Consider the following 25,252-nt stretch of genomic DNA (forward strand, 5'->3'; position numbering starts at 1 on the left):
TTGCTAAGATGTAAAAAAACCGCTTCATTGAAGCGGTTTTTTATTAACTATTTAATGCCGGCCTATAGGCGTTTGTGATTATAAATACACAACATATCTAAGTAGCTGTGCACTAATTCATCGACAGATTTTGAATCATTCGTGCGGTTAGCCTGGACAAATAAGCCATAGAAGAGACCAAGAAACAGCGTGGCAAGATGGTCTGGCTCAAAATGTCCACTCACATCGCCACGCTCAATTGCACGAGTAAACATGTTTTTAATCAGTAGTCGATTAGTATGGTTGCTTGATAAGAATAGTGGCCAAACTTCTTCTCGGGTTGATGTACTCCACTCAAACCAGACTTTCAACCAATGGCAATCTTCGAAGACCAGTTTGGTCATTTCATGAGAGAGATGATAAAGGTTGTCTTTGATATAAGCATCAATATCAATATTGTCTGCCAGAAAGTTTGAGAACTGATGTACGACGTGAGTTAGTACGTCATCGACTAAATCTTCTCGAGTTGGGAAGTAGTTGAATACAGTAGCAACTGAAACCTGAGCGATCTCAGCAATATCAGCGTGTCCGCCTCTACCAATGCCACGTTTTGCGAAAACTTCAAGTGCTATCTCCATTAATTGAAGCTTCCTCTTTTGGGGAGACAGCCGTGTTCTAGGGCGTTTTTCTATTTTTGCGTCCATAATTATTCCTTGCCAATACGTTGAAAAGAACGTTGTTCTAATGATTGTTTTATTAATGTTTTATTATTTATGAGTGTAATGGTGCATATGAAATTGGTCAATTAATAGCAAGCCATTTCATAAAATTTGACTTAATTATGCTATGTATCAGTAAGAATTTCGAATATTATTTGGCAAATGCTCGATAAATGAAGAAAGATTTAACTCTTTTATCACTAATGATACTATACGCTACCGTTTGAAATGGCAGGATAAGCTCCTGCGAGATCACAAAATATTATGAGCTTGGTATGAAACACACTGTAGAAGTCATGATTTCTGAACAAGAGGTTCAGGAACGAGTAGAAGTGCTAGGAAAAGCTATAACAGAACATTATAAAAACAGTGATGATCTTGTCTTAGTTGGTTTGCTGAGAGGATCATTCGTCTTTATGGCTGATTTAGCCCGTGCTATTAAATTGACTCATCAGGTTGATTTTATGACTGCATCCAGTTATGGCAACTCAATGGAAAGTTCCAGAGATGTTCGTATCTTGAAAGACCTGGATGATGATATTAAAGGCAAAGACGTCTTATTAGTTGAAGACATTATCGACACTGGTAATACTCTTAATAAGGTAAAAGAAATACTTTCTCTTCGCGGTCCAAATTCAATAGAAATTTGCACGCTTTTAGATAAGCCATCACGCCGTGAAGTGCATGTGGATGTGAAATGGAAAGGTTTTGAAATTCCTGATGAGTTTGTCGTCGGTGTGGGCATCGATTATGCTCAGAAATACCGTCATTTACCTTTTATCGGTAAAGTTATTCCTCAAGAATAGGCTGAATTTTCCCCCTGCTTAAGTCAGGGGGAAGGCGATTATCGACAGAGTAATGTGTGATTTTTGTTGAGAATTTTATCCATCGCAATGTGGTAGTTTTCTTCTACTGTTTGAGGTGAATTACATCTCACGCCGAGGTACTCGAGACGTCCATCTTCAATACCGTAGACCACACCGTGCAGTTCTACTTTTTGGTTTCTTTCCCAAGCTCCCTGCAGAATGGTCGAATTACCGATATTATAAACTTGCTCTGCAACATTGAGTTCTGCCAGTTTATCGGCTTTATCTTGGCCTTGCATGGCGTCTAGGTAAGAACGATGCTTAAAGTAAATGTCCCTTATGTGTAACAGCCAGTTGTTTATTAAGCCTAACTGTGGGTTTTCAATCGAGGCATTCACGCCGCCACAGCCATAGTGACCACAAACGATAATGTGTTTTACCTTTAAAACATCCACCGCGTACTGTACAACAGAGAGGCAGTTAAGATCCGTATGGACGACTAAATTAGCCACGTTTCGGTGAACGAATAATTCACCAGAGTGAAGTCCGGTTAGGCGTTCTGCTGGTACACGACTGTCAGAGCAGCCAATCCAGAGAAAGTCTGGGTTCTGCCCCTGAGCAAGTTGAGTAAAATATTCTGGTTGCTCATCTTTTATAGATTGAGACCACTTTGAATTATTCTCGAATAATTGTTTTATTTCTGGCATCTTGCATCCCTTGAATGCTATGGTTGCGAAGGTAAATCCATTTCGCGATACAATCTAACGGTCATCAAAGAGTCTTATGATCGTAATTCTGTGTTCTGAATCACTATACACAAACTTGATTTCAGGTTCTTGTGTAAAATGAGATCACACTCATTCTTCCGATAACTTTTTTACAGTCCATATTCATGGCTGAAAAGTAAGATATTTATTGCAATAAATTAGCATCGTCTTAGGCGCATGCTTTGAGCTTTATTGTTGATTTTATTGCTTTTATTAAACTAAAAAATATTATGCCCATTTAGGAAGAGTAATCGGTAACATCACAATTCACAAGGTTTTATTCGGTTGAAAATGACGATTTTAGCCATATATGAAAGATAAGATTTAAAAAAGAGAAATTATAAATGAATGCACTGGAAATAACCGATTTAAGAAAAACATACTCCGGTGGCTTTGAAGCATTAAAAGGTGTCAACCTGAGTGTTAAACAGGGAGACTTTTTTGCTTTATTAGGACCAAATGGAGCGGGAAAATCAACTACGATAGGTATTATTGCATCGTTGGTGAACAAAACATCCGGCGGTGTTTCTGTATTTGGCTACGATATTGATACTCATCTAGAAGAAGCAAAGCAGAATCTCGGCTTGGTACCACAGGAGTTTAACTTTAACCAATTTGAAACTGTAGAGCAGATTGTTACTCAGCAGGCAGGATATTATGGTGTCTCTAGACAAGTTGCCAAAGAGAGAGCACAGAAATATCTAACTAAATTGGATTTATGGGATAAGCGTAAAGAGCGGGCTCGAAACCTCTCTGGTGGCATGAAACGACGCCTGATGATAGTTCGTGCTTTAATGCATGAACCCAAACTACTTATATTAGATGAACCCACAGCTGGGGTTGATATTGAGCTTAGACGCTCAATGTGGGAGTTCCTCAAAGAAATCAATAAAGAGGGAGTCACTATTATTCTCACGACTCACTATCTTGAAGAAGCAGAAATGCTCTGTCGCAACATCGGCATCATTAATCGAGGTGAGCTGATAGAGAATACGACCATGAAAGCGCTTTTGTCGAAGCTAAAGGTTGAAACATTTATTCTTGATATCAGTGACGCTGATTCGATTCCTGTCTTGGATGGCGTTTCAAGACAACAAAATAATGATGGCTCAATAGAAATTGAGGTCGACAAAAATCATGGTTTAAACCATGTATTTTCCCAGTTATCTGAACACGGAATTAAGGTCCTCTCAATGAGAAATAAGGCCAATCGTCTTGAAGAATTATTTGTCAGTATCGTGCGTGGTGGAAAGTGAGGAGTAGTATGTACAGTTTATATTGGACCGCCTTTACGAGTCTTCTGCGCAAAGAGGTCACTCGCTTTGGGCGTATTTGGGTACAGACACTGGTTCCACCAGCCATCACTATGACCCTGTATTTCATTATTTTCGGCAACCTTATCGGGTCGAGAATTGGCCAGATGCACGGTTTTAGTTATATGGAATATATCGTCCCGGGGCTGATCATGATGTCCGTCATTACTAACTCGTATTCTAATGTAGCATCATCGTTTTTCAGTGCGAAAATGCAGAAGAATATTGAAGAGTTACTTGTTGCTCCAGTACCTAATTACGTCATTATTGGTGGCTATGTTATGGGTGGGGTTGCCCGAGGCTTGTGCGTAGGAGCGATGGTTACTGCAGTATCGTTATTCTTTGTTCCGCTACAAATACAACACTGGTTTGTGATTGTGTCTACGGTATTTTTGACTTCTGTTGTCTTCTCTCTCGGTGGATTGATTAACGCTGTCTATGCCAAAACCTTTGATGATATATCTATTGTTCCGACGTTTGTGTTGACACCGCTAACGTATTTGGGTGGCGTATTTTATTCGTTAACACTCTTACCTGAGTTTTGGCAGGGCGTTTCAAAAATCAATCCAATCGTGTATATGGTCAACGCTTTTCGATATGGTTTTTTGGGCGTGTCTGATGTGAATATAACAGTATCATTTTCAGTATTGATTCTGTTTGTTGTATTGCTGTACTCATTAGCACTGTATCTGGTTAAAAAAGGTGTTGGGTTAAGAAGTTAATCACGCATAAAAAAGCCCCTTTGATGAAAGGGGCTTTTTATTGAATTAATTTTCTTGTGTTTCACTCGTAGGACTACTGTCCTTATCAATGTTCACATCAACGACCTGATTATCGATCAACCGAACCTTGCCTAAAAACGCGGCCATTAGAATGACAATTTGCTTCGTTTCTGCTGTCGCCGGTTGAAGCGTAATCGCATCGCGAATTTCAATTTGATCAGGGTGTAGATCGGCTGCCCGAAGTTGATCACTTGCATCTTCGATAATTGAGTCAAAGTCATTACGTCCACCACGAATTGCACTGCTGATCCAACGCATTGTTCTAGCAAGTACGGGAGCTCTTTGGCGTTCATCTAATGTAAGTAAGTTATTACGTGAACTCATAGCTAAGCCATCTAGCTCTCGTATTGTCGGGACACCGATGATCGTAATGCCCATTTCCATATCATCGACCATTTGACGAATGAGCGCGAGTTGCTGATAGTCTTTTTCACCAAAGCAGGCGACATCGGGGCGGACAATATTAAATAACTTTGTTACGACAGTTGATACACCTCGAAAATGCCCTGGTCTCGAAGCCCCTTCTAACATTGAAGAGATACCGGGTACTTCAACAAATGTCTGTTGTTCCATCCCTTTGGGATACATAACATCTGGTGTTGGAGTAAAAACCAAATCAACTCCACGCTCATTGAGTTTGGCTAAGTCATCTTCTAACGTACGGGGATAATTGGCTAGGTCATCGGCTTTGTCGAATTGCATTGGATTAACAAAAATACTGACGACGACCACGTCTGCATGTGCCTGAGCATTTTTAACGAGTGTCAGGTGTCCTTCATGAAGATTTCCCATGGTAGGAACAAAGCCAATGGTTTTGCCTTCACGCTTGAACTTTAAAATCTCCTCTTTGAGAGTCGATATATCAGCAAAAGTCTGCATGAGTTACTCCTTTAAGCAATAATATGCTTCTCATCTGGGAACAGGCCATTTCTTACATCATCCATATATTTCGCAACGGCTCCCTTAATATCACCAGTCTCGGCGAGAAAGTTTTTAGAAAACTTAGGCATGTAGTTAGCTGAAATGCCTAACATATCGTGCATAACCAGAATTTGACCATCGGTATCTTTTCCCGCACCGATACCGATAACAGGTATATCCAGTGCCTGAGTAATACGTTTAGCTAAATTTGCTGGTACACACTCTAAAACCAAAACCTGAGCGCCGGCCTCCTGAAGTGCTAATGCGTCGTTAAGCATTGTTTCAGCCTGCTCTTCATCTTTGCCCTGAATTTTGTAGCCACCAAAAATATTGACTGATTGAGGAGTCAAACCCATATGAGCACATACGGGTACCGCTCTATCAGTTAACATACGAATGGTTTCGACCAGCCAGCGACCACCTTCTATTTTGACCATGTTCGCTCCGGATCGCATTAGAACCGCAGCGTTCTCACAGGCCTTCTCTGGGGTGATTAATGTCATAAATGGCATATCAGCCATTAGCAAGCTATTTGGGCTTCCTGCGCGTACACAGCGTGTGTGGTAGGCAATATCTTCCAGAGTGACGGGCAGAGTATCGCTGTGCCCCTGTAAAACCATACCTAAAGAGTCGCCGACAAGGAGTACGGGCATGTCCTGCGATTCGAAGATTTGAGCAAAACTCGCATCATAAGCTGTGGAAGTTGGAAACTTTTGACCATTCTGTTTCCATTTCATCAGGTCATTTATCGTGATTTTTTTCATTCTCATTCCTTACAAAGGCAAAGGGGCTTAATGCCAAACGTCGAGTCCATTTTTATCGACTTGTTGTAATAATGATGTAAGCGTTGTTCCATCAGGAAATATAAAATTAGGTTCTATTTCTGCGAGGGGATAGAGTACGAACTCCCTTAATTTCATTCCATAATGTGGAATAACGAGACGTTCTGTATCGATAGTCTGATTACCGAATGTCAGAATATCCAGATCGAGAGTTCGCGGCCCCCAGCGTTCTTCTTTGCGCACGCGTCCATGTTCGAGTTCAATTCTCTGCGTATGCTCAAGTAGCGCTAGCGGTGATAGTGATGTTTCTATCTTTACAACTGCGTTTATATAATCTGGTTGATCCTGGGGGCCCATAGGCACACTGCTGTACAGCTGAGATGTTGCAATAAAATGCGAATCGGGCAGTGTCTTAAGAGCATCGATGGCTGCTTTTGCCTGACTAACCGGGTCGGATAGATTGCTACCGACCCCTATAAAAACGGTGTTCATTCTACTTGCTCTTGCTCAGGATGCGTTTTTTTTGCCGCTGGCTTTCTGCGACGACGCTTTTTCGGCTGTGGTGCTGTATTCCCCAAATCGTTGACCATTGCCTGACGCATGGTTCTTCCTGCTGACTGGAATGTGTTCCACCATTGAGCCAGCTCTTGAGTTTCACCTTCCTCAATAAGCCCTCTCATTTCCAGGAAGTCAAACCCAGCACGGAACTTATTGATGTCCAATAAGCGGAAAGCTCGTTTACCATTTCGACGCGGGAAACGAAGCTGAAGTTGCCAAATATCTCTGACCGTTGCGGTGTGACGACGCGGGATAGCGATGGTTTTTACCACGCGATCCAAAATAATATTGCCTGCTTCCATCACACTGTCGTAATAGCTGAAGTTTTTCTCTTCCATCAGTGTCTCCGCTAGGTGGAGCATTGGGTACCAGAGAATAGCCGCAAACATAAAGGCTGGATTGACACGTTTTCCTTCTTCAATTCGAAGATCGGTTGAATCAAACGCCATATCCAGCATTTTTTCAGTCGGTGAGGAGTAGTTGGGTGTAAAGTGATCCGCAATAACAGGAAAAAGTTGCTGGAAAAGTCCATATTGTCGCATCAGGTGATAGGTTTCTAAGCCATGTCCTGATTGAAGCATTTTTAGAGACTCTTCATACAGCCTTGCTGCTGGAATATCACGTAATAGTGGAGCCAGTCGTTCAATCGGTTCCGCTGTATCCTCTTCAATATCAAAGTCTAACTTTACAGCAAAACGTACCGCTCTTAACATTCTAACGGGATCTTCTTTATAACGAGTTTCAGGATCACCGATAAAACGGATTAAGCGATCTTCGAGATCTTCAATACCACGGGCATAATCGTGGATACTGTAATTGCTGATGTTGTAGTACATCGCATTGATGGTGAAATCACGGCGCTCGGCATCCTCGTCTATCGTACCATAGACGTTATCTCTGAGGATGATTCCGGATTCAGCCTGAGATGCAACGGGCGTATTTTGCTCTTGATGGTGACCTCGAAATGTAGCAACTTCGATGATATCACGACCAAACATTACGTGAGCAAGCCTAAAGCGTCTACCAATCAAACGACAGTTACGAAATAATTTTCGAATCTCTTCCGGAGTTGCATTGGTTGCGACGTCGAAGTCTTTTGGGGTTTCACCCAGTAAAAGATCTCTCACTCCGCCACCGACCAGAAAAGCGTCGTAGCCCGCTCCATGAAGACGGTAAAGTACTTTCAGAGCGTTCTCGCTAATCTGTTTACGTGAAATGTTGTGTTCCTGACGAGTAATCACGTTCAATGATAACTCGGGATATACGCGCTGTGTGTGCGTTATCTGTTCATTTTTATTCATGGGCATCAGACAAGAATAGATTTATAGCTATCTTGTTTTCAATGGACAGTTTGTCTTCATGTGGGCCAATTGCGGCTAATAATAGCTTAGACAGAAGCGTTTGAGAATCGCGGAGTGACTTTCAGTTCTCTCGGGATCTGAGAAAGTTGCCAATTTTTTTCTCCCCAACGGATCATTTCTTCCACTTTTGCACCTGAAAAATCGTCGGGTAAATTAAAACCAAGGAACAACATTGCTTCCATTAATAGTGGTTTAGGGTTCTCAATATCAATGGCTTGTGCATGATTTTGTTTGGATAATTTATTCCCATTGCTATCTAAGGCAAGTGGTAAATGTATATAACTGACTGGATTATGATTTAGCAGGTGATAAAGAGAAATTTGTCGGCCCGTTGGTTCAATTAAATCTGCGCCACGAACAATTTCGGTCACACCCTGATAAATATCGTCTAAGACAACTGCGAGGTTATACGCAAAGAGAGCGTCGCGTCTTTTTATGATGAAATCTTCTTCAGCAAGCTGAGGTGAAATAGTAAAATTCCCATGAATTTCATCGACAAAAGAGTGAACAGGATGACTCATCTTGAGGCGAATGGATCTTTGTCCGTTATCAGCTAAACTCTTTCCTCGACAGGTTCCCGGATAAAATCCTCCGGCTAATTTGATTTCTTTACGGGTGCAATCGCAGAAGTAGGCGTCACCAGATTGAAGCCAATCATTAATTTGTTCTTCATAAGCTTCTGTCCGTTGACTTTGGTAAAGTACACTTCTGTCCCAATGTAGCCCGTAAGATTCCAACATTTTTAATATAAGAGATGCTGCACCTGAAATCTCGCGAGGTGGGTCAATATCTTCAATACGAACGAGCCAGACTCCTTGATTCGCTTTGGCTTGAAAATAACTTCCTAGAGCTGCGACAAGAGAGCCAAAATGAAGAGGGCCTGAAGGTGATGGCGCAAAACGGCCTACGTAAGTCATGATTGCATCCGAATTTACTGAAAATAAAAAGGGAGCCAGAGCTCCCTTTTATCATTTTAGGATTTATTAACCCTGCATTTGCTTTTCTTTAATTTCAGCAAGTGTCTTACAGTCGATACATAAATCAGCTGTTGGGCGAGCTTCTAAACGGCGAATACCGATTTCAACACCACAAGATTCGCAGAAGCCAAATTCATCTTCTTCGATCTTGTTCAGAGTCTTCTCAATTTTTTTGATTAGACGGCGTTCTCTGTCACGGTTACGTAATTCTAAGCTAAATTCCTCTTCCTGCGACGCTCTGTCAACTGGATCTGGAAAGTTTGCAGCTTCGTCTTGCATATGGTGCACAGTGCGGTTTACTTCTTCCCTGAGCTGATTACGCCAAGCTTCTAAAATTTTAGTGAAGTGAGCCATTTGCTCTGGTGACATGTATTCTTCACCCGGCTTTTCCTGGTATGGCTCAACACCTGCGATGGCTAGGATGCCTAGCGCTTTCTTTTTGGATTCTGATTCTGGCATACAGCATCTCCTACTAACACCTAGTCAACTGCAAGAGCAGTAATTTAAGGCGGGTATCTATAGCAAAAAGAAGAGAGTGTGGCAAACACTCATTAACAAAAAAGATACTAATTTGTTGTCAGTATCAATTTTTTGTTAATCAGGGGATCCATTCTATGGCTGAGACCAATTTCATCTCTGTGGAGGTGATATCTGCCTTGTAACACAGTACTTCCACGCCAGATTCCTGAGCTTCTTTCAATAATTGTGAATACTTCGCGTCTATATGGAGTGCGGGAGACACTTTTTCAATCCCTGAGTGTAATACAGTGAATAAAAGTACTGCTCGACTTCCATTTCTTACTTCTTGCATCAGTTCTCGAAGATGTTTTTGTCCCCGAGCTGTTACCGCATCCGGAAAATAACCTTGTCCCTTAAGTTTATTTCCTTTTTCCAGAGTTTCTCCGCCTGTTTCATCTAGCAATGTCACACTTTTGACTTCTACATAGCAGGGCGGCTTTGAAGAAGAGCTCAGTAAGATATCAATGCGACTGTTCTCTTGTCCATATTTCACTTCAGTTTTTATTTGTTCATATCCCTGTAATTCAGCGATAACATCATTTGATATGGCTTCGACAGATAATTGATTGGCACGCGAAGTATTAATGCAGATTCTGTGTTGTTGTGGGGTTTCTATTAATTCCCAGCTATACGGGTATTTTCGTTTTGGATTATCGGACACCGAGTACCATATTTTTGCATCGGGAATTGCACATCCGGTCATTGCCCCTGTATTTGCACAGTGAATAGTGCACTGTTCTCCATTCGCCAGGATAACGTCGGCTAGAAAGCGTTTGTATCTTTTAATTAATGTCGCGGGTTGTAATGGTGGGACAAACTGCATTTTTAGACTGTTTTTTAGTAAACTGTTCGTCACATTTAAGCACAAGGATGCACTTTTGTCACAATTACCCATTGTTTCCGTTTTACCTGAGTTATTGAAATTCATCGATGACGGTGCCTCTCAAATTATATTAAAGGCGGCGCCTGGTGCTGGTAAGTCAACTCATTTTCCGCTGAGTTTGCTTAAGCATGGTTTTGACCACGGTCGAATTGTGTTGCTTGAACCAAGACGACTGGCCGCAAAAAATATTGCCAGCTTTATCGCAAAACAGTTGGGCGAAAGTGTCGGTGAAACAGTGGGGTATCGGATTAAAGGTGAAGTGAGAGTCAGTAACCGTACTCGCCTAGAGATAGTCACAGAAGGCATTTTGACTCGAATGATTCAGTCTGACCCAGAGTTGACTGGAATTGGCATGATCATATTTGATGAGTTTCATGAAAGAACTATTCATGCTGATACCGGATTGGCATTTGCTCTCGAAGTACAAGGTTCTCTTCGGGAGGATTTACATATTGTGGTGATGTCAGCGACTTTGGATGAGTCACAATTACGTACACTGCTGCCAAGTGCTGCGTATGTTGAATCTGTAGGGCGTGGCTTTCCTGTTGAGTGTCGATATCACCCTATGAGGTCTAATGATAATCTTCCGCATACAGTTGTAAAACTCATACAAAACATATTGCTGGAGCAGGTTGGTTCTGTGTTGGTTTTCTTGCCTGGAATTGGTCTAATCAAGCAAATTCATTCTCTTTTGGATGAGTTTGAACTTTCAGCCGATATTTATCCCCTTCATGGACAACTTAGTCTAGAACAACAGCAGCAAGCCATTGAACCTGTTACATCAGGCAGACGAAAGGTCGTTCTGACAACTAACATAGCGGAAACATCTCTCACGATTGAGGGAGTTCGAGTTGTCATTGATAGTGGTTTAGAAAAAGTGCCTCAGTTTGATTTAAAAACTGGCATAACCAAGCTTGAACAACAGAGAATTGCTCAATCTTCTGCAGAACAAAGAGCGGGAAGGGCTGGGCGTCTTGAACCGGGGATTTGTATTAGGCTGTTCAGTGAGAGCCAGTTTAAACAGCAAGCCGCTTATCCTGTTGCTGAAATTCTAAGGAGTGACCTTAGTTATCTAGTACTTGAGCTTACCCAGTGGGGTGTTGCAGATAGCAATGAACTGGCGTGGTTAGATCCACCACCAGTCGCAGCGATTTCTCAAGGTTATGATTTACTTAAGTCACTTGGTATTGTAGATACGCAGCGAAGAATGAGTGCTTTGGGGACACAAGTCTACAAACTTGGTACAGAACCTCGTTTAGCAACCTTACTGGCCAAAACGATTAATAAGGACAGACACTGGAAAAATAGTGCTTGTGCTGCGGTTTGTTTAGTCGAGGAACCAGAAAGAGGGCAAAGCGATTTGCTGGCAAGTTTACATCATTGGAAAACGCGAAAACATCGAAATTCGAGTCATTTGTTGATGAGAGCAAAACACTTTGCCAAGCAGCTTGGTGAGCAGTTTGATATGGCTTTAGTCGACGACGATAAAGTGATTAGTTTACTCTGCATCGCATTTCCGGACCGTATTGCTCGATCTCGATCTGGCACTGAACACTATCTCATGGCTAATGGCCATGGAGCACAAATTTTCTCTGGTGACCATTTTAATGAGTTTATTGTTATTCCTTCGTTGATGCGTCATCAGTCTATGAGTAGTCAGATTGAGTTAGCAGCAAATATCGACATTCATTCTTTAAGACAACAATGGCCTGACGTATTTACCAGCATTGAGTGGGTTGATTGGGATGATAAGCAAGGAAAGCTGGTTGCAGAAGAGCGTGTATTGATTGGTGAGTTGATAATAGAAAAACGACCTCTAGCTCAACCCGATAAACAAAAAATGACAGAAGCTTTGCTCAACTATGTTCGTCGTAAAGGGTTAAGTACTTTACACTGGCGCGACGAAGAACGCTCTTATATTGAGCGTGTGAAATGCGCTCAAAAATGGCTACCAGACTATCACTGGCCAGATTTAGACGAAGATTCGTTACTTAAGACCCTATCTGATTGGCTGGAGCCATTCATGAATGGAGTTACCTCAGTGAAAGCATTGCAGAGTTTATCTTTGTTCAATGCTTTAAAGGCGTATGTTGGTTGGGAGAAAAATCAAATTCTAAACCAAGAGTTACCTACTGAGTATCAACTTCCTTCCGGGCGCAGTAAGAATATTATATATGACAGCAATTCTGAGCCGATGCTCTCATTACGTTTGCAAGAAGTATTTGGTATGACTGAATCACCAAGTATCGCTAAAGGAACAAAAAAGCTGGTGTTAGAGTTATTATCACCAGCAATGAGACCGATTCAGATAACACAAGATTTACAGGCTTTCTGGCAAGGTTCGTATAAAGAGGTTCAGAAAGAGATGAAGGGAAGGTATCCCAAACATCCTTGGCCGGATGATCCGGAAAATCACGTTGCAACAACAAAAACCAAGCGACAATTGAGTTCATGACAAATAAAAAATCACCGCAAAAGCCGCCTGCGAAGAAAAAGGCACCAAACAAACAGCAAAACCAATCGGGTAAAAGTATCTGGAAACGTCTGTGGCAGATTGGTTGGAAAGTGGGTATTACCGTTTTTACACTCGTTATTGCGTACGGTTTTTATCTTAATAACGAAGTAAAACAACGATTTGAAGGGCAGTTATTTCAATTGCCCACCGTGGTATATGCTCGTATTTTGGATCTTTCGCCCGGGGACAACATTTCGATAAATGACGTACGAAAAGAGCTTGATGTTCTGAATTACCGCAAGGTTGCTCAACCTCAGTACGAGGGAGAATATTCCGCTTCGTCATCAAAACTTGAGATCATTCGTCGTCCTTTTGAATTTGCTGATGGTCCAGAGCCAGCAAGGCATATCATGTTGTACTTTAATGGCAATGAACTGAGCAGAATTAAGTCGTTAGATCAAAATGCTGATTTAGGTTTTGTTCGTCTTGAACCTAAAATGTTGGGCATGCTGGAGAAAAATAGTTCAGAGCAGCGTTTATTCCTGCGTAGAGAACAATTTCCTGAAGTGATGATTGATGCCTTATTGGTAACAGAAGATCGTAATTTTTATCACCATGATGGTGTTTCTCCACTCGCAATTGCCCGTGCAATGGTCGTAAACCTCAAAGCGGGTAGAACGGTTCAGGGCGGAAGTACGCTGACACAGCAGTTGGCCAAGAATATTTTCTTATCCAACAAGAGAACGATATGGCGTAAGCTTCAAGAAGCGTACATGGCCGTTATTATTGATTATAAATACAGTAAAGACCGTATATTAGAAGCTTATTTAAACGAAGTGTATCTGGGGCAAAATGGCGCTGAGGCTGTCCATGGTTTTGGATTGGCTTCTCGTCTTTATTTCGGTCAGCCGATCCAGGAACTGCGCATTGATCAGCTTGCTCTGCTTGTGGGAATGGTAAAAGGTCCATCGTACTATAATCCTGCGCGATATCCAGAAAGAGCGAAAGTTCGACGTGATTTGGTTCTTAAACTTATGCTGCAGCAGGATATTCTCACCGCGAGTCAATATGCTCAGGCGGTTCAACGGCCTCTTGATGTGCAGAAAAACCCCCATATAGCTCGTCGTCAGCCTGCTTATTTTCAACAATTAGCGAATGAACTTCAGGATAAAGTTGGCGACAAATTTAAATCTGATGTTGGTCTGAAAGTCTTTTCAACTCTTGATCCTGTTTCTCAGGAAGAATTGGAAACGGCTGTATCAAAAACCTTACCTAAGTTCGGTAACTCTCATTTACAGGCTGCTTCTATAGCGGTGGATAGAAGCACTGGGGAAATCCGTGCCATGGTGGGAGGGAAAAATGCTCGCTTTGATGGTTTTAACCGTGTATTGAACGCGAAGCGACAGATTGGATCTCTGGCAAAGCCTGCCGTTTATCTAACCGCCCTATCTCATCCTGATACTTATAATCTGGCGACAACATTGAAAGATACGCCAATTAAACTGAAATCGGATAAAGGGAATATTTGGGAGCCACAGAATTTTGATCGTCAGTTCCGTGGTGATGTACCTTTGTATCTGGGTTTAGCCAAATCCATCAATGTGCCTACCGTTAAATTGGGTATGTCGCTTGGTATTAATCAAGTAAGCAAGACTTTTGTTAAATTGGGTATCGATCCTAGTGAATTACGTCCGGTACCATCGATGTTTCTGGGGGCATTTTCATTAGCGCCAATTCAGGTCGCTCAGATGTTCCAGACGATCACTAACTCTGGACGAAAAGTGCCGTTATCTGCGCTTCGCTCGGTTATCGATTTGGACGGCAATGTTCTGTACCAATCGGTTCCTAAAGGATCTCAGGCAGTGCAGGAACAAGCTGCTTGGTTAACAACCTATGCGATGAAACGAGGCGTTATGGAAGGAACGGGTCGATATCTAAATAGTCGTTTTGGTTGGGCTGCGCTAGCGGGTAAAACTGGAACCAGTAATGATACGCGTGATAGCTGGTTTGTGGGTGTTGATGGAAGAGAGGTCACAACCACATGGGTTGGGCGTGATGATGATAAATCAACGGGACTGACTGGTGCCTCAGGAGCGTTACGAGTTTATGCTGATTATTTATCGAGAAGGACACCAGAACAGTTATCGCTACCTTGGCCTGCTGAAATTAAGACAGTTGGCTTTGATAAAGAAAGCTCGGGAACACTATCGTTAGAGTGTTCGGACGATGACTTTACTTTGCCTGTTTGGGATAAAGATGGTAGTTGGGCTAAACAGTGTAAAGAACAACAGAAACCGCTGAATTGGATTAAAAGATTATTTAGCTGGTAATCAAGAATGAATAAATGGAGGATATTCCTCCATTTATTGTATTTATTGGTTCCTAAATACAACGTAAAAAAGGAAAGAAACACTAGAACTTTAGTCGTAAGTTGCAGTGTTGGTCAAAGTGAACTCATTTTCATTTCAACATAAGTTTGCTATTCTTTTCACATAGTTTGACCATTATTAAAGGGGGCTATCACACGCTTCTTTTTGTTGATGAGTCAAGTTTCCAAGGATGTTCCCCCAAAATAAAAACGAATGGGTCGAACCGCAATGAGAGGAAAAAGTCGTGCTTGAAGCCTACCGTAAACACGTCGAAGAACGTGCTGCTGAAGGAGTTGTTCCTAAACCCCTAGACGCTGAACAAGTCTCTGGCCTTATCGAATTACTGAAGAATCCCCCTGCTGGAGAAGAAGAGTTTATTCTTGATCTTCTTGAAAATCGTATACCACCGGGTGTGGATGAAGCTGCCTATGTGAAAGCTGGCTTTCTAGCCGCTATTACAAAAGGTGAAGTGAGCTCACCACTTGTCGATTCAGTTAAGGCAGTTAAGTTACTAGGTACTATGCAAGGTGGTTACAACATTGAACCACTTATTTCATGTCTTGATAATGATGCGCTCGCACCAACCGCAGCCGAAGCTTTATCCCATACGCTTCTGATGTTTGACGCTTTTTATGATGTGGAAGAAAAGGCGAAAGCGGGTAATGCGCACGCTCAAAAGATACTCAAGTCATGGGCTGATGCTGAGTGGTTCTTGTCCAAGCCTAAACTGGAAGATAAAATCACAGTGACTGTATTTAAAGTTAGCGGTGAAACAAACACTGATGACTTATCTCCAGCGCCAGATGCTTGGTCTCGTCCTGATATTCCAGTACACGCCCTCGCGATGCTGAAAAATGAAAGAGAAGGTATCACTCCTGATGAGCCAGGAACAATTGGACCAATTAAGCAGATCGAAGCACTGTCTGAAAAAGGTTTTCCTCTCGCTTATGTTGGTGATGTTGTTGGTACTGGTTCTTCTCGTAAGTCTGCGACCAACTCGGTACTTTGGTTTATGGGTGAAGATATCCCGTATGTTCCAAACAAGAAAGCCGGTGGTTTTGTGCTTGGCGGTAAAATTGCTCCAATCTTTTTTAACACGATGGAAGATGCTGGCGCACTGCCTGTTGAAGTCGATGTATCGAAACTCAATATGGGTGATGTCATCGATATCTACCCTTATGAAGGTAAAATTTGTAATCATGAGACAGGTGACGTTCTTGCTGAATTTAAGCTAAAAACGACAGTTATTCTTGATGAGGTTCGTGCTGGTGGTCGTATCCCTCTCATCATCGGGCGTGGATTAACTGATAAAGCGCGTCAATCGCTTGGTTTAGAAACCTCTGACGTGTTTGTTCTTCCTTCTCCTGTAGCTGACAGTGGGAAAGGATTTACTTTGGCTCAGAAAATGGTAGGTAAAGCGTGTGGTGTCGACGGAATTCGTCCAGGTACGTATTGCGAACCAAAAATGACCACGGTTGGCTCTCAAGATACAACAGGCCCAATGACTCGTGATGAACTAAAAGATTTGGCGTGTTTAGGTTTCTCTGCTGATCTTGTTATGCAGTCATTCTGTCATACGTCAGCGTATCCAAAACCAGTGGATGTTCAGACTCACCATACCTTACCAGATTTCATCATGAACCGAGGTGGCGTTTCATTGAGACCTGGAGACGGTATTATTCACTCATGGCTGAACCGAATGCTACTACCAGATACTGTTGGTACAGGTGGTGACTCACATACTCGCTTCCCTCTAGGGATTTCTTTCCCTGCAGGTTCGGGTTTGGTTGCATTCGCTGCTGCAACGGGTGTCATGCCATTAGACATGCCAGAGTCAGTGTTAGTACGTTTTAAAGGCAAGATGCAGCCTGGAATCACTTTACGAGACCTCGTGCATGCGATTCCTTACTATGGTATTCAACAAGGTCTACTGACTGTTGAAAAAGCAGGTAAAATCAACGAATTCTCCGGTCGAATTCTTGAAATTGAAGGTCTTGAGCACTTAACTGTTGAACAAGCTTTTGAATTGTCTGATGCTTCAGCTGAACGTAGTGCCGCTGGCTGTACGGTTAAGCTATCAGAAGAGTCTATTTCTGAGTACTTGAACTCAAATATCGTGATGCTTAAATGGATGATTTCTGAAGGTTATGGAGATCGCCGCACAATCGAACGTCGTATCACTGCGATGGAAGAGTGGCTAGCAAAACCTGAGTTAATGTCAGCGGATAAAGATGCTGAGTATGCTCATGTTATTGAGATTGATTTGGCTGATGTTAAAGAACCTGTTCTTTGTGCGCCAAATGATCCTGATGATGCGCGTCTTCTATCTGATGTTCAAAATACGGCTATTGACGAAGTATTTATCGGCTCGTGTATGACGAACATTGGCCACTTCCGTGCTGCGGGTAAGCTACTTGATAAATTTAAAGGTCAATTAAATACGCGCCTTTGGGTATCACCACCAACGAAGATGGATAAAGACCAGCTAATTGAAGAAGGCTATTACGGCATCTTTGGTAAAGTTGGTGTTCGTATCGAAACTCCTGGATGTTCACTATGTATGGGTAACCAAGCTCGTGTTGCGGATAAAGCTACCGTGATGTCGACTTCAACCCGTAACTTCCCGAACCGATTAGGCACTGGTGCGAATGTTTATCTTGCATCCGCTGAGCTATCTGCAGTTGGTGCGATTCTTGGTCGAATTCCGACTGTGGAAGAGTATCTGGAGTATGCTCGCCAAATTGATGCAACATCAGCTGATACGTATCGTTATCTAAATTTCCATAAGATGGATCAGTATACGCAAAAAGCGGATACCGTTATTTTCCAGGAACCGGCGTAACGAATAAATAAATCTTCTGATTTTTATGAAGGCTTCTCTCTTAGAGAAGCCTTTTTCTTTTATACTAAACGGAAGAAATATTTGATCGAGTATTTGTATGGATTTTGAATTTACAAAAAATATTTTTCTTGGTGGGTATAAAGCGACTTTTCCGATGGAGCATTTACTCATGGGAAGGTTGCTGGAAGATGAACTCGCACAGGATCGCACAAAGATCGAGCAGATCTTGGCTATTGCAGAGCAAGCAAAGTTACAATCTATAGATGAACTCATTTGGCATGGAATAGAATTAACAGTTGTGTTTCAAGATTATGAGGTCCAAGTCACAGAGAATGCGGTATATCAAGAGATTGAAACCGATTTGGGAGAAGATCTTTCGTTATATGATGGTGAAAGTTACGCTTCATGTGGTCTGGAAGACTTCGTAGAGCTGATAACCAAATGGCGCGAATTTATAAAGCAATAGATGAAAACTCTGCACAATGCTGGTGAATAAAAATTCAAACGCATTATATTTGGGAAAAGACTGCACTTAAATGGTGCGGTCTTTTTTTGTTTCTAGTACTTATTTGATGATAGTTTAATAAAATCAATTAGTTAAAAAGTTGGCACGTACCTTGGATTAAGAGAGTCGTAAAAGGACTACTTTTTCGAGAGGACCGCATGAAACTGATTAGCGCAATAATTAAACCCTTCAAATTAGATGATGTGCGTGAAGCATTATCTGATGTTGGTATCGAAGGTATGACAGTATCTGAAGTTAAAGGCTTCGGTCGTCAGAAAGGGCACACAGAGTTATATCGTGGTGCAGAATACCAAGTTGACTTTTTACCTAAGGTAAAAATCGAAATCGCAACTCAAGCTGAAAACGTTGATCGCGTTGTTGAAGCTATTATAAAAGCTGCTCATACTGGCAAAATCGGTGACGGCAAAATTTTTGTTTATAATCTGACTCACGCAGTTCGTATTAGAACTGGTGAAACTGATTCTGAAGCACTTTAAGAGATTCAAAGGACTGGAGACTTATTATGGAATTATCAGTAACAGTAACCGAGTTACGTTACGCGCTTGATACCTTCTTTTTCCTCATTTCTGGCGCACTTGTAATGTGGATGGCTGCTGGCTTTGCGATGCTAGAGTCAGGTTTGGTTCGTTCTAAAAACACAACAGAGATCTTAACTAAGAACTTTGTTCTATATGCTATTGCTTGTACCATGTACTTAGTTATCGGTTATAACATCATGTATGTTGATAACGCAGAAGCGGGTTGGTTACCATCTTTAGGTACTCTAATTGGTTCTCAAGCTGAGGGTGCAGACCACTCTCTAGAATCTGATTTCTTCTTCCAAGTTGTTTTCGTTGCTACTTCTATGTCTGTTGTATCAGGTGCAGTTGCTGAGCGTATGAAACTTTGGTCTTTCTTGATCTTCTCTGTTGTACTAACAGGCGTTATTTATCCTGTTGAAGGTTACTGGACTTGGGGTGGCGGTTTCCTATCTGCTGCTGGATTCAGTGATTTTGCAGGTTCTGGTATCGTACACATGGCTGGTGCAGCTGCAGCTCTTGCTGGTGTAATCTTACTGGGTGCTCGTAAAGGTAAATACGGTAAAAACGGTGAAATCTTCCCAATCCCAGGTTCAAATATGCCTCTAGCAACTTTAGGTACATTTATCCTATGGTTCGGTTGGTTTGGTTTCAACGGCGGTTCTCAGCTAATGATCTCTGATTTCGAAAATGCGACTGCTGTAGGTCAAATTTTCCTAAACACTAATGCTGCCGCTGCTGCTGGTTCAATTGCTGCACTGCTTGTATGTAAAACAACTTGGGGTAAAGCTGATTTAACTATGATCCTTAACGGTGCTCTAGCTGGTCTTGTTGCTATCACTGCGGATCCACTTTCTCCATCTCCAATGACAGCTGTTGCAATTGGTGCGGTTGCTGGTGTTATCGTAGTATTCAGCATCATTGCTCTAGACAAAATCAAGATCGATGATCCAGTGGGTGCGATTTCAGTTCACGGTGTATGTGGTCTGTTTGGTGTACTAGTTGTTCCTGTGAGCAATGCTGATGCATCGTTTGGTTCTCAGCTTCTAGGTGCTGTTGTTATCTTTGCTTGGGTATTCGTAGCGAGCTTGGTTGTTTGGGGTATCCTCAAAGCAACAACAGGTATCCGTGTATCTGAAGAAGAAGAGTTGGAAGGTATGGACATGCACGATTGTGGTGTTGGTGCCTACCCAGAGTTTGTTACTGTTAAATAAGTAAAACTCTAACGATAAAAGTTGTTACAAAATTAGTGCTTAAAAAACCTGCCCGACGGCAGGTTTTTTTTTCATTTATTTGTTTTAACTATAGTCATCCCATAGAATGATTGATATTAACAATGATAATCATTATTTTTAAGGGAATGAGAAATGAGTAAATCTCTTTTAGTATCGTCTATTATTTTGGGTACCATTTCGTTTTCATCTATTGCTCAGGAAGAGGTGAATGTTTACTCCTATCGGCAACCTTTTCTGATTGAACCAATGTTTGAAGAGTTTACGAAAGAAACCGGTATTCGGGTCAATGTACAGTTTTCATCTAAAGGTATTGCAGAAAAACTAGCAAGTGAAGGGGAGTACAGTCCGGCAGATGTGATTCTTACATCCGAGTTTAGTCGTCTGTTTGAACTTGCAGATAAGAAATTGGTTCAGCCCGTACAGAATGATGTAATAAATAAAAATATTCCGGCTAAATTCCGAGATAGTAATGATGAATGGTTTGCCTTAACTAAGCGAGCTAGAAGTGTTTACTCTTCGAAAGAAAGAGTTGGAAAACTGTCAGAAGACTTTCAGTACTTGGATCTAGCCGACGATAAATACAAAGGGAAGATATGTACGCGTAGTGGCAAGCATCCTTATAACATCGCATTAGTCGCCTCGATGATCGCCCATTATGGTGTTAATGATACTAAGTCCTGGCTTGAAGGGGTTAAAGAAAACCTGGCACGCAAACCTCAGGGAAATGATCGTTCCCAAGTAAAAGCAATAAAAGAAGGATTGTGTGATGTATCTTTGGGCAATAGCTACTATCTAGGGAAAATGCTAAATGACCCTCAACAAAAAGCTTGGGCCGAATCTGTTTATATCAATTTTCCTAATCAGACAACACTGGGTGCCCACGTCAATGTGAGTGGTATGGCTATGGCTAAGTATGCGCCAAATCGAGATAATGCGGAAAAATTAATGGAGTTTTTAACTTCTGATACCGCGCAACATATGTATGCTGAAGTCAATTACGAGTATCCTGTTAAAGAAGGTGTTGCTACATCGAAACTGGTCGCCTCTTGGGGTTCGTTCAAAGAAGACAGTTTACCATTGGAAAAAATAGCCGAGAATCATGAAAAAGCGGTTAAACTGATTGATGAAGTGAAATTTGATCTGTAGCTGTACAAGTATTATTTAAAGGGGCTGGTACAGCCCCTTGTTTCTTTGAGTGCTAGATGAAAAAGAATAATTTGGGATGGCTGGGGATTAGTTCTTTACTATCTATATGCCTATTCCTACCGGTTATCGCTATATTTTATACCGCAGTTGGTGAGAATTCAGAGCTCTTTGAGCATTTGATGTCAACTGTCATGTCAACGTATATTTTTAATACCATCAGTATTGCTTTGATTGTGGCAGTCGTGTCATTACTACTTGGATTGCCGACAGCATGGTTTATTACTATGTGTCAGGTGCCAGGTAGTTCATTCTTACAGTGGGCTTTGGTACTGCCGCTTGCCATTCCTGGTTATATTGTTGGTTATATTGCAACTGATTGGCTCGACTTTGCCGGGCCTTTGCAAGTTTTAATACGAGATATTACTGGCTGGAAAGCTGGAGATTACTGGTTCCCCGATATACGCACGGTTTGGGGGGCGGGAATTGTCTTATCGCTCGTGCTTTATCCTTACGTATATTTGATGTGCCGTGCAAGCTTTATGGAGCAAAGTGTCTCTTTGCTCCATTCGGCGCGAATTTTAAAATGTTCACCTTGGCAAAGTTTTTATCGAGTCTCTTTGCCTTTAGCTCGTCCCGCTATTGCCGTTGGTTTATCTCTAGTGATTATGGAGACGGTCGGTGATTTTGGAACGATGAGTTACTTTGCGGTCAACACATTAACGACAGCAATTTACGATACCTGGTTGGGATATTCTAATATCAATGCTGCGGCAAAAATTGCGGCGTACATGCTTGTTATTATCTTTATTTTATTAAGCTTAGAGCGTTTTAGTCGTCGTAAACAAAAGTTATTCCAAAGTCACTTTTCCAGCCATGAAGAGATGCGATATAAAGTCCATGGGATTAGAAAGTGGGGTATTACACTTTGGTGTTGGGGAATATTTACTATTGCCTTTGTTCTGCCGTTAGCTCAGTTGACTATCTATGGAATCAACTATTGGGTAGAGAGTTGGAATGAAGACTTCTATCAATATGCGTTGAATAGTTTTTATGTTTCCATCTGGGCTGCCACTTTTGCCGTAGTCATAGCTATTATTATGAACTTTTATCGTAGGATGAACGATACAAAATACTCTGTAGGCTTAATGAGATTCTCATCTGTCGGGTATGCTATCCCTGGAACTGTCCTTGCCATAGGTATTATGGTGCCGGTTACTTCATTGGACCACTCAATTAATGATCTGGCTAAAATGATGGGGTGGGGAAGGCCGGGATTAGTTTTCTCTGGTACTCTGTTTGCTCTGGTTTTTGGTCTACTGGTACGTTTTACCGCTATTGCCATAGGGAGTGTTGAAAATAGTCTAAATAAAGTTTCACCCTCAATGGATATGGCTGCAAAAACTATGGGGCATAAAACGAGCTCAATGTTACGTAAAGTTCATCTACCGTTAGTACGCCGAGGGTGCTTGGTTGCGGGGCTTTTGGTTTTTATTGAATCAATGAAAGAGCTTAACGCTGCTTTGTTATTACGCCCGTTTAATTTTGAAACGTTAGCTACTTATGTCTATGGATATGCATCTTCTGAGCAGTTAGAGCTAGCATCCCTACCTGCAATATTACTTGTTTTAGTAGGATTAATTCCTCTCGTACTTATCAATCGTTCTCTGGAGAGTGACCACTAATGTCTTCGGCATTAAAAATACATAATTTGAGTTGTAAATATGCGCAGCAAACCGTTCTTAACACATTAAATCTGGATGTTAATAATGGGGAGATTATTTGTCTTCTTGGCGCAAGTGGGTGTGGAAAAACAACTCTTTTAAAAGCGATTGCTGGACTGCTACCTATTTCATCTGGCCAAGTATTTATCAATGGTCGATTAATGGACGATGGAGAGAAGCACTTACCTACTGAGCAAAGAAATATTGGACTCATTTTTCAGGACTATGCTCTTTTTCCTCACTTAACGGTTGCCCAAAATATCCAATTTGGTTTACAGGGAATGACAAAAGAGGAAAAGAGTTCCGTTACGCAACGCATGCTGGAGTTAGTGCACTTGCAAGAACTTGGCAATCGCTATCCTCATCAGCTTTCTGGAGGTCAGCAACAACGTGTCGCTATTGCCCGCTCTCTCGCCTACCAGCCTGATCTTTTATTATTGGATGAGCCCTTTTCTAATATTGATACACAAGTTCGTCATGAGTTAATCAGTGAAATACGTAAGTTATTTAAAGAACAAGGGATTACGGCGATATTTGTAACCCATAGTCGGGAAGAAGCGTTTGCCTTTTCGGATAAAATGGCGGTGATGAACGAAGGGATGATTGAACAATTTGGCACAGCTAGTGAGTTGTACTTTAGTCCAGCCAGCCGATTTGTCGCTGATTTTCTTGGTGGTGGCACGTATATACCAGCGACAAAAGTTTCCCCACGTCACTTCTCAACTGAGTTTGGTGAAGTCGAAACAGCAATTGACGATTCATTGTCCGTTGGACAAAAAGGGCAACTGTTCTTTCGCCCACACCATGTCTCTTTGTGTCATAGTTCATCGAGCTCTTACTACGTCAATGAGCAGCAATTTATGGGCGATCACTGTCGTTACATCGTTAACATCGACGGCATCAAACTAACCGGTATTGCTGAGACTGCAATTTCAGTCGGTCAGGCTGTTGATATCCGTCTACAGGACCGTGTTGCTATCGCATTCAATTAGTGAGTCTTGACCGCTTGATAAATAGAAAACTTATTCGTTTTATCCAGGGTCAGACATTTTCCAAAGGAATTGGTAATGATTGGCGGGTATTTTAAAAAGCTATTTGCCACAATAATTAGTTCACCAGATCCTTTGAGGTGTTTCGGTGCTTGTTCCAATAAGGTTTCTGTCGCGTTATAGCTGGTATCTAAGCCTGAATGAAACGGTGGATTACTGACGATAAAATTAAAATCGGATTCAACATCAGAGTAAACATCCGTAGCAAAGACATGACCAGATAGTCCGTTGGCTTTTAAAGTCTCTTGAGTTGATGTTACGGCAAGCGCGCTCACGTCACAAAGTTGCAGTTCTATTTCTGGGTTCAACGATTTCATTACACAACCTAGTACTCCAGCACCACAGCCAAAATCAAGGACCTTTCCACTCAATTTGGGTAAATTATTTAAGAGCAATTGACTGCCTAAATCGAACTCGCCATGGCTGAACACACCCGGCAAGCTTTTTATGGTTAAGTCCATACTCTGGAATGACACCTGATACTCTTTGAACCAATCATTCAGAATGAATGTATCAGGAGCCGACTCGCACTCGCCCCAGTAAAAAGAGCATCGGCGAGCGGAGTCAAATTTAGTGACTTTCCCAAAGGGAGAAAACATCTTTTCTATACTTTTTACGCCAGATCTGTTTTCGCCGACAACCACGATCTCTGTGCCAATGCCCAACTTACTCAATATCATTGAGAGCAAATACTGTGCTTCCTGTTTTGCTTTTGGCCAATAGAGCAGAATCATATCTGCGGAACATTGCTCAGTTAGCTCACTACCAAAATAACTCGTTACGTCTTTAAACGTTTGGCATTGGCGATAATAGCCATAGTGCGTCGTAAATACCGATACTTGTCTACAGTGGGACGTCAGTGTTTGAGGGAAGTTATCTTCTACTTCTCCAACGACGAGGACATGCTTATCGGAAAAGTACTCAAGTTGACGTTCTGCTATTTGACTTGGTGGTGTAAGTATCGACATGGGCGTAGGTTACCTGAAATAAAAACGGCAAGATTTTCTCATACTCGCCGTTAATC

At 41.8% G+C, this 25,252-nt stretch carries 22 protein-coding genes; 12 read left to right on the top strand and 10 right to left on the bottom strand.

Features of this window, described 5'->3' with window-relative positions; genetic code table 11:
- Positions 1-62 precede the first annotated feature (62 nt).
- Entirely contained in the window at positions 63-683 is a 621-nt protein-coding gene (locus EES38_RS04215) for a LuxR/HapR/OpaR family quorum-sensing transcriptional regulator (RefSeq protein ID WP_124935943.1), read from the bottom strand.
- Positions 684-973: 290 nt separating this feature from the next.
- On the opposite strand from EES38_RS04215, the gene hpt reads away from it, so the two are divergent.
- Positions 974-1,504 carry a hypoxanthine phosphoribosyltransferase gene (gene hpt, locus EES38_RS04220; protein ID WP_124935944.1) on the top strand — a complete coding sequence of 177 codons (531 nt, stop codon included), beginning with the start codon at positions 974-976 and terminating at the stop codon, positions 1,502-1,504.
- A 38-nt stretch (positions 1,505-1,542) separates the two neighbouring features.
- On the opposite strand, the gene can is transcribed toward hpt, so the two are convergent.
- The gene (can, locus tag EES38_RS04225; RefSeq protein ID WP_124935945.1) at positions 1,543-2,211 is read right to left on the bottom strand and encodes a carbonate dehydratase; all 669 of its coding nucleotides are present in this window, start codon (positions 2,209-2,211) and stop codon (positions 1,543-1,545) included.
- A gap of 404 nt (positions 2,212-2,615) precedes the next feature.
- Here can and EES38_RS04230 point away from each other — a divergent pair, with 404 nt between their 5' ends.
- Positions 2,616-3,527 carry an ABC transporter ATP-binding protein gene (locus EES38_RS04230; RefSeq protein ID WP_124935946.1) on the top strand — a complete coding sequence of 304 codons (912 nt, stop codon included), beginning with the start codon at positions 2,616-2,618 and terminating at the stop codon, positions 3,525-3,527.
- An 8-nt stretch (positions 3,528-3,535) separates the two neighbouring features.
- Positions 3,536-4,306: an ABC transporter permease gene (locus tag EES38_RS04235; RefSeq protein ID WP_124935947.1), complete on the top strand. Its 771-nt coding sequence runs from the start codon at positions 3,536-3,538 to the stop codon at positions 4,304-4,306.
- A 45-nt stretch (positions 4,307-4,351) separates the two neighbouring features.
- Here the strand turns inward: EES38_RS04235 and panC are convergent, their stop codons facing one another.
- The 7 genes from panC to sfsA form a co-directional block, all read right to left on the bottom strand.
- Complete coding sequence (gene panC / locus EES38_RS04240) at positions 4,352-5,245, bottom strand: pantoate--beta-alanine ligase (protein ID WP_124935948.1); 894 nt, start codon at positions 5,243-5,245, stop codon at positions 4,352-4,354.
- An 11-nt stretch (positions 5,246-5,256) separates the two neighbouring features.
- Positions 5,257-6,051, bottom strand: a complete 795-nt coding sequence (panB, locus tag EES38_RS04245; RefSeq protein ID WP_124935949.1) for a 3-methyl-2-oxobutanoate hydroxymethyltransferase — start codon at positions 6,049-6,051, stop codon at positions 5,257-5,259.
- Between the two features lie 27 nt (positions 6,052-6,078).
- A complete protein-coding gene (gene folK, locus EES38_RS04250) occupies positions 6,079-6,561 on the bottom strand; it encodes a 2-amino-4-hydroxy-6-hydroxymethyldihydropteridine diphosphokinase (RefSeq protein WP_124935950.1) in 483 nt (160 codons plus the stop codon).
- Complete coding sequence (pcnB, locus tag EES38_RS04255; RefSeq protein ID WP_166434208.1) at positions 6,558-7,934, bottom strand: polynucleotide adenylyltransferase PcnB; 1,377 nt, start codon at positions 7,932-7,934, stop codon at positions 6,558-6,560. Before pcnB ends, folK begins: the two co-directional genes overlap by 4 nt.
- A gap of 80 nt (positions 7,935-8,014) precedes the next feature.
- Positions 8,015-8,905, bottom strand: a complete 891-nt coding sequence (gene gluQRS, locus EES38_RS04260) for a tRNA glutamyl-Q(34) synthetase GluQRS (protein WP_124935952.1) — start codon at positions 8,903-8,905, stop codon at positions 8,015-8,017.
- 66 nt (positions 8,906-8,971) lie between these two features.
- Entirely contained in the window at positions 8,972-9,424 is a 453-nt protein-coding gene (dksA, locus tag EES38_RS04265) for an RNA polymerase-binding protein DksA (RefSeq protein WP_124935953.1), read from the bottom strand.
- Positions 9,425-9,563: 139 nt separating this feature from the next.
- Positions 9,564-10,307 carry a DNA/RNA nuclease SfsA gene (gene sfsA, locus EES38_RS04270; protein ID WP_124935954.1) on the bottom strand — a complete coding sequence of 248 codons (744 nt, stop codon included), beginning with the start codon at positions 10,305-10,307 and terminating at the stop codon, positions 9,564-9,566.
- A gap of 55 nt (positions 10,308-10,362) precedes the next feature.
- Here sfsA and hrpB point away from each other — a divergent pair, with 55 nt between their 5' ends.
- From hrpB to EES38_RS04315, 9 genes are all read left to right on the top strand, one after another.
- On the top strand, positions 10,363-12,822 hold the full coding sequence (gene hrpB, locus EES38_RS04275) for an ATP-dependent helicase HrpB (RefSeq protein WP_124935955.1): 2,460 nt from the start codon (positions 10,363-10,365) through the stop codon (positions 12,820-12,822).
- Positions 12,819-15,152: a penicillin-binding protein 1B gene (mrcB, locus tag EES38_RS04280; RefSeq protein WP_124935956.1), complete on the top strand. Its 2,334-nt coding sequence runs from the start codon at positions 12,819-12,821 to the stop codon at positions 15,150-15,152. Before hrpB ends, mrcB begins: the two co-directional genes overlap by 4 nt.
- 283 nt (positions 15,153-15,435) lie before the next feature.
- Positions 15,436-18,033, top strand: coding sequence for a bifunctional aconitate hydratase 2/2-methylisocitrate dehydratase (gene acnB, locus EES38_RS04285; protein ID WP_124935957.1), 2,598 nt, complete (start codon positions 15,436-15,438; stop codon positions 18,031-18,033).
- 97 nt (positions 18,034-18,130) lie between these two features.
- Positions 18,131-18,499: a YacL family protein gene (locus EES38_RS04290; RefSeq protein WP_124935958.1), complete on the top strand. Its 369-nt coding sequence runs from the start codon at positions 18,131-18,133 to the stop codon at positions 18,497-18,499.
- A gap of 197 nt (positions 18,500-18,696) precedes the next feature.
- Entirely contained in the window at positions 18,697-19,035 is a 339-nt protein-coding gene (gene glnK, locus EES38_RS04295) for a P-II family nitrogen regulator (protein WP_124935959.1), read from the top strand.
- Positions 19,036-19,061: 26 nt separating this feature from the next.
- Positions 19,062-20,291: an ammonium transporter gene (locus EES38_RS04300; RefSeq protein ID WP_124935960.1), complete on the top strand. Its 1,230-nt coding sequence runs from the start codon at positions 19,062-19,064 to the stop codon at positions 20,289-20,291.
- A 153-nt stretch (positions 20,292-20,444) separates the two neighbouring features.
- Positions 20,445-21,458 carry a Fe(3+) ABC transporter substrate-binding protein gene (locus tag EES38_RS04305; RefSeq protein ID WP_124935961.1) on the top strand — a complete coding sequence of 338 codons (1,014 nt, stop codon included), beginning with the start codon at positions 20,445-20,447 and terminating at the stop codon, positions 21,456-21,458.
- Between the two features lie 56 nt (positions 21,459-21,514).
- Positions 21,515-23,140 (top strand): ABC transporter permease, encoded by a 1,626-nt coding sequence (locus EES38_RS04310; RefSeq protein WP_124935962.1) that lies wholly within the window; start codon positions 21,515-21,517, stop codon positions 23,138-23,140.
- A complete protein-coding gene (locus tag EES38_RS04315; RefSeq protein ID WP_124935963.1) occupies positions 23,140-24,171 on the top strand; it encodes an ABC transporter ATP-binding protein in 1,032 nt (343 codons plus the stop codon). Before EES38_RS04310 ends, EES38_RS04315 begins: the two co-directional genes overlap by 1 nt.
- On the opposite strand, the gene rsmC is transcribed toward EES38_RS04315, so the two are convergent.
- The gene (rsmC, locus tag EES38_RS04320; protein WP_124935964.1) at positions 24,168-25,196 is read right to left on the bottom strand and encodes a 16S rRNA (guanine(1207)-N(2))-methyltransferase RsmC; all 1,029 of its coding nucleotides are present in this window, start codon (positions 25,194-25,196) and stop codon (positions 24,168-24,170) included. The genes EES38_RS04315 and rsmC overlap by 4 nt on opposite strands.
- Between the last annotated feature and the right edge of the window lie 56 nt (positions 25,197-25,252).

The sequence above is a fragment of the Vibrio viridaestus genome, from assembly GCF_003856525.1.
Lineage (GTDB): Bacteria > Pseudomonadota > Gammaproteobacteria > Enterobacterales > Vibrionaceae > Vibrio > Vibrio viridaestus.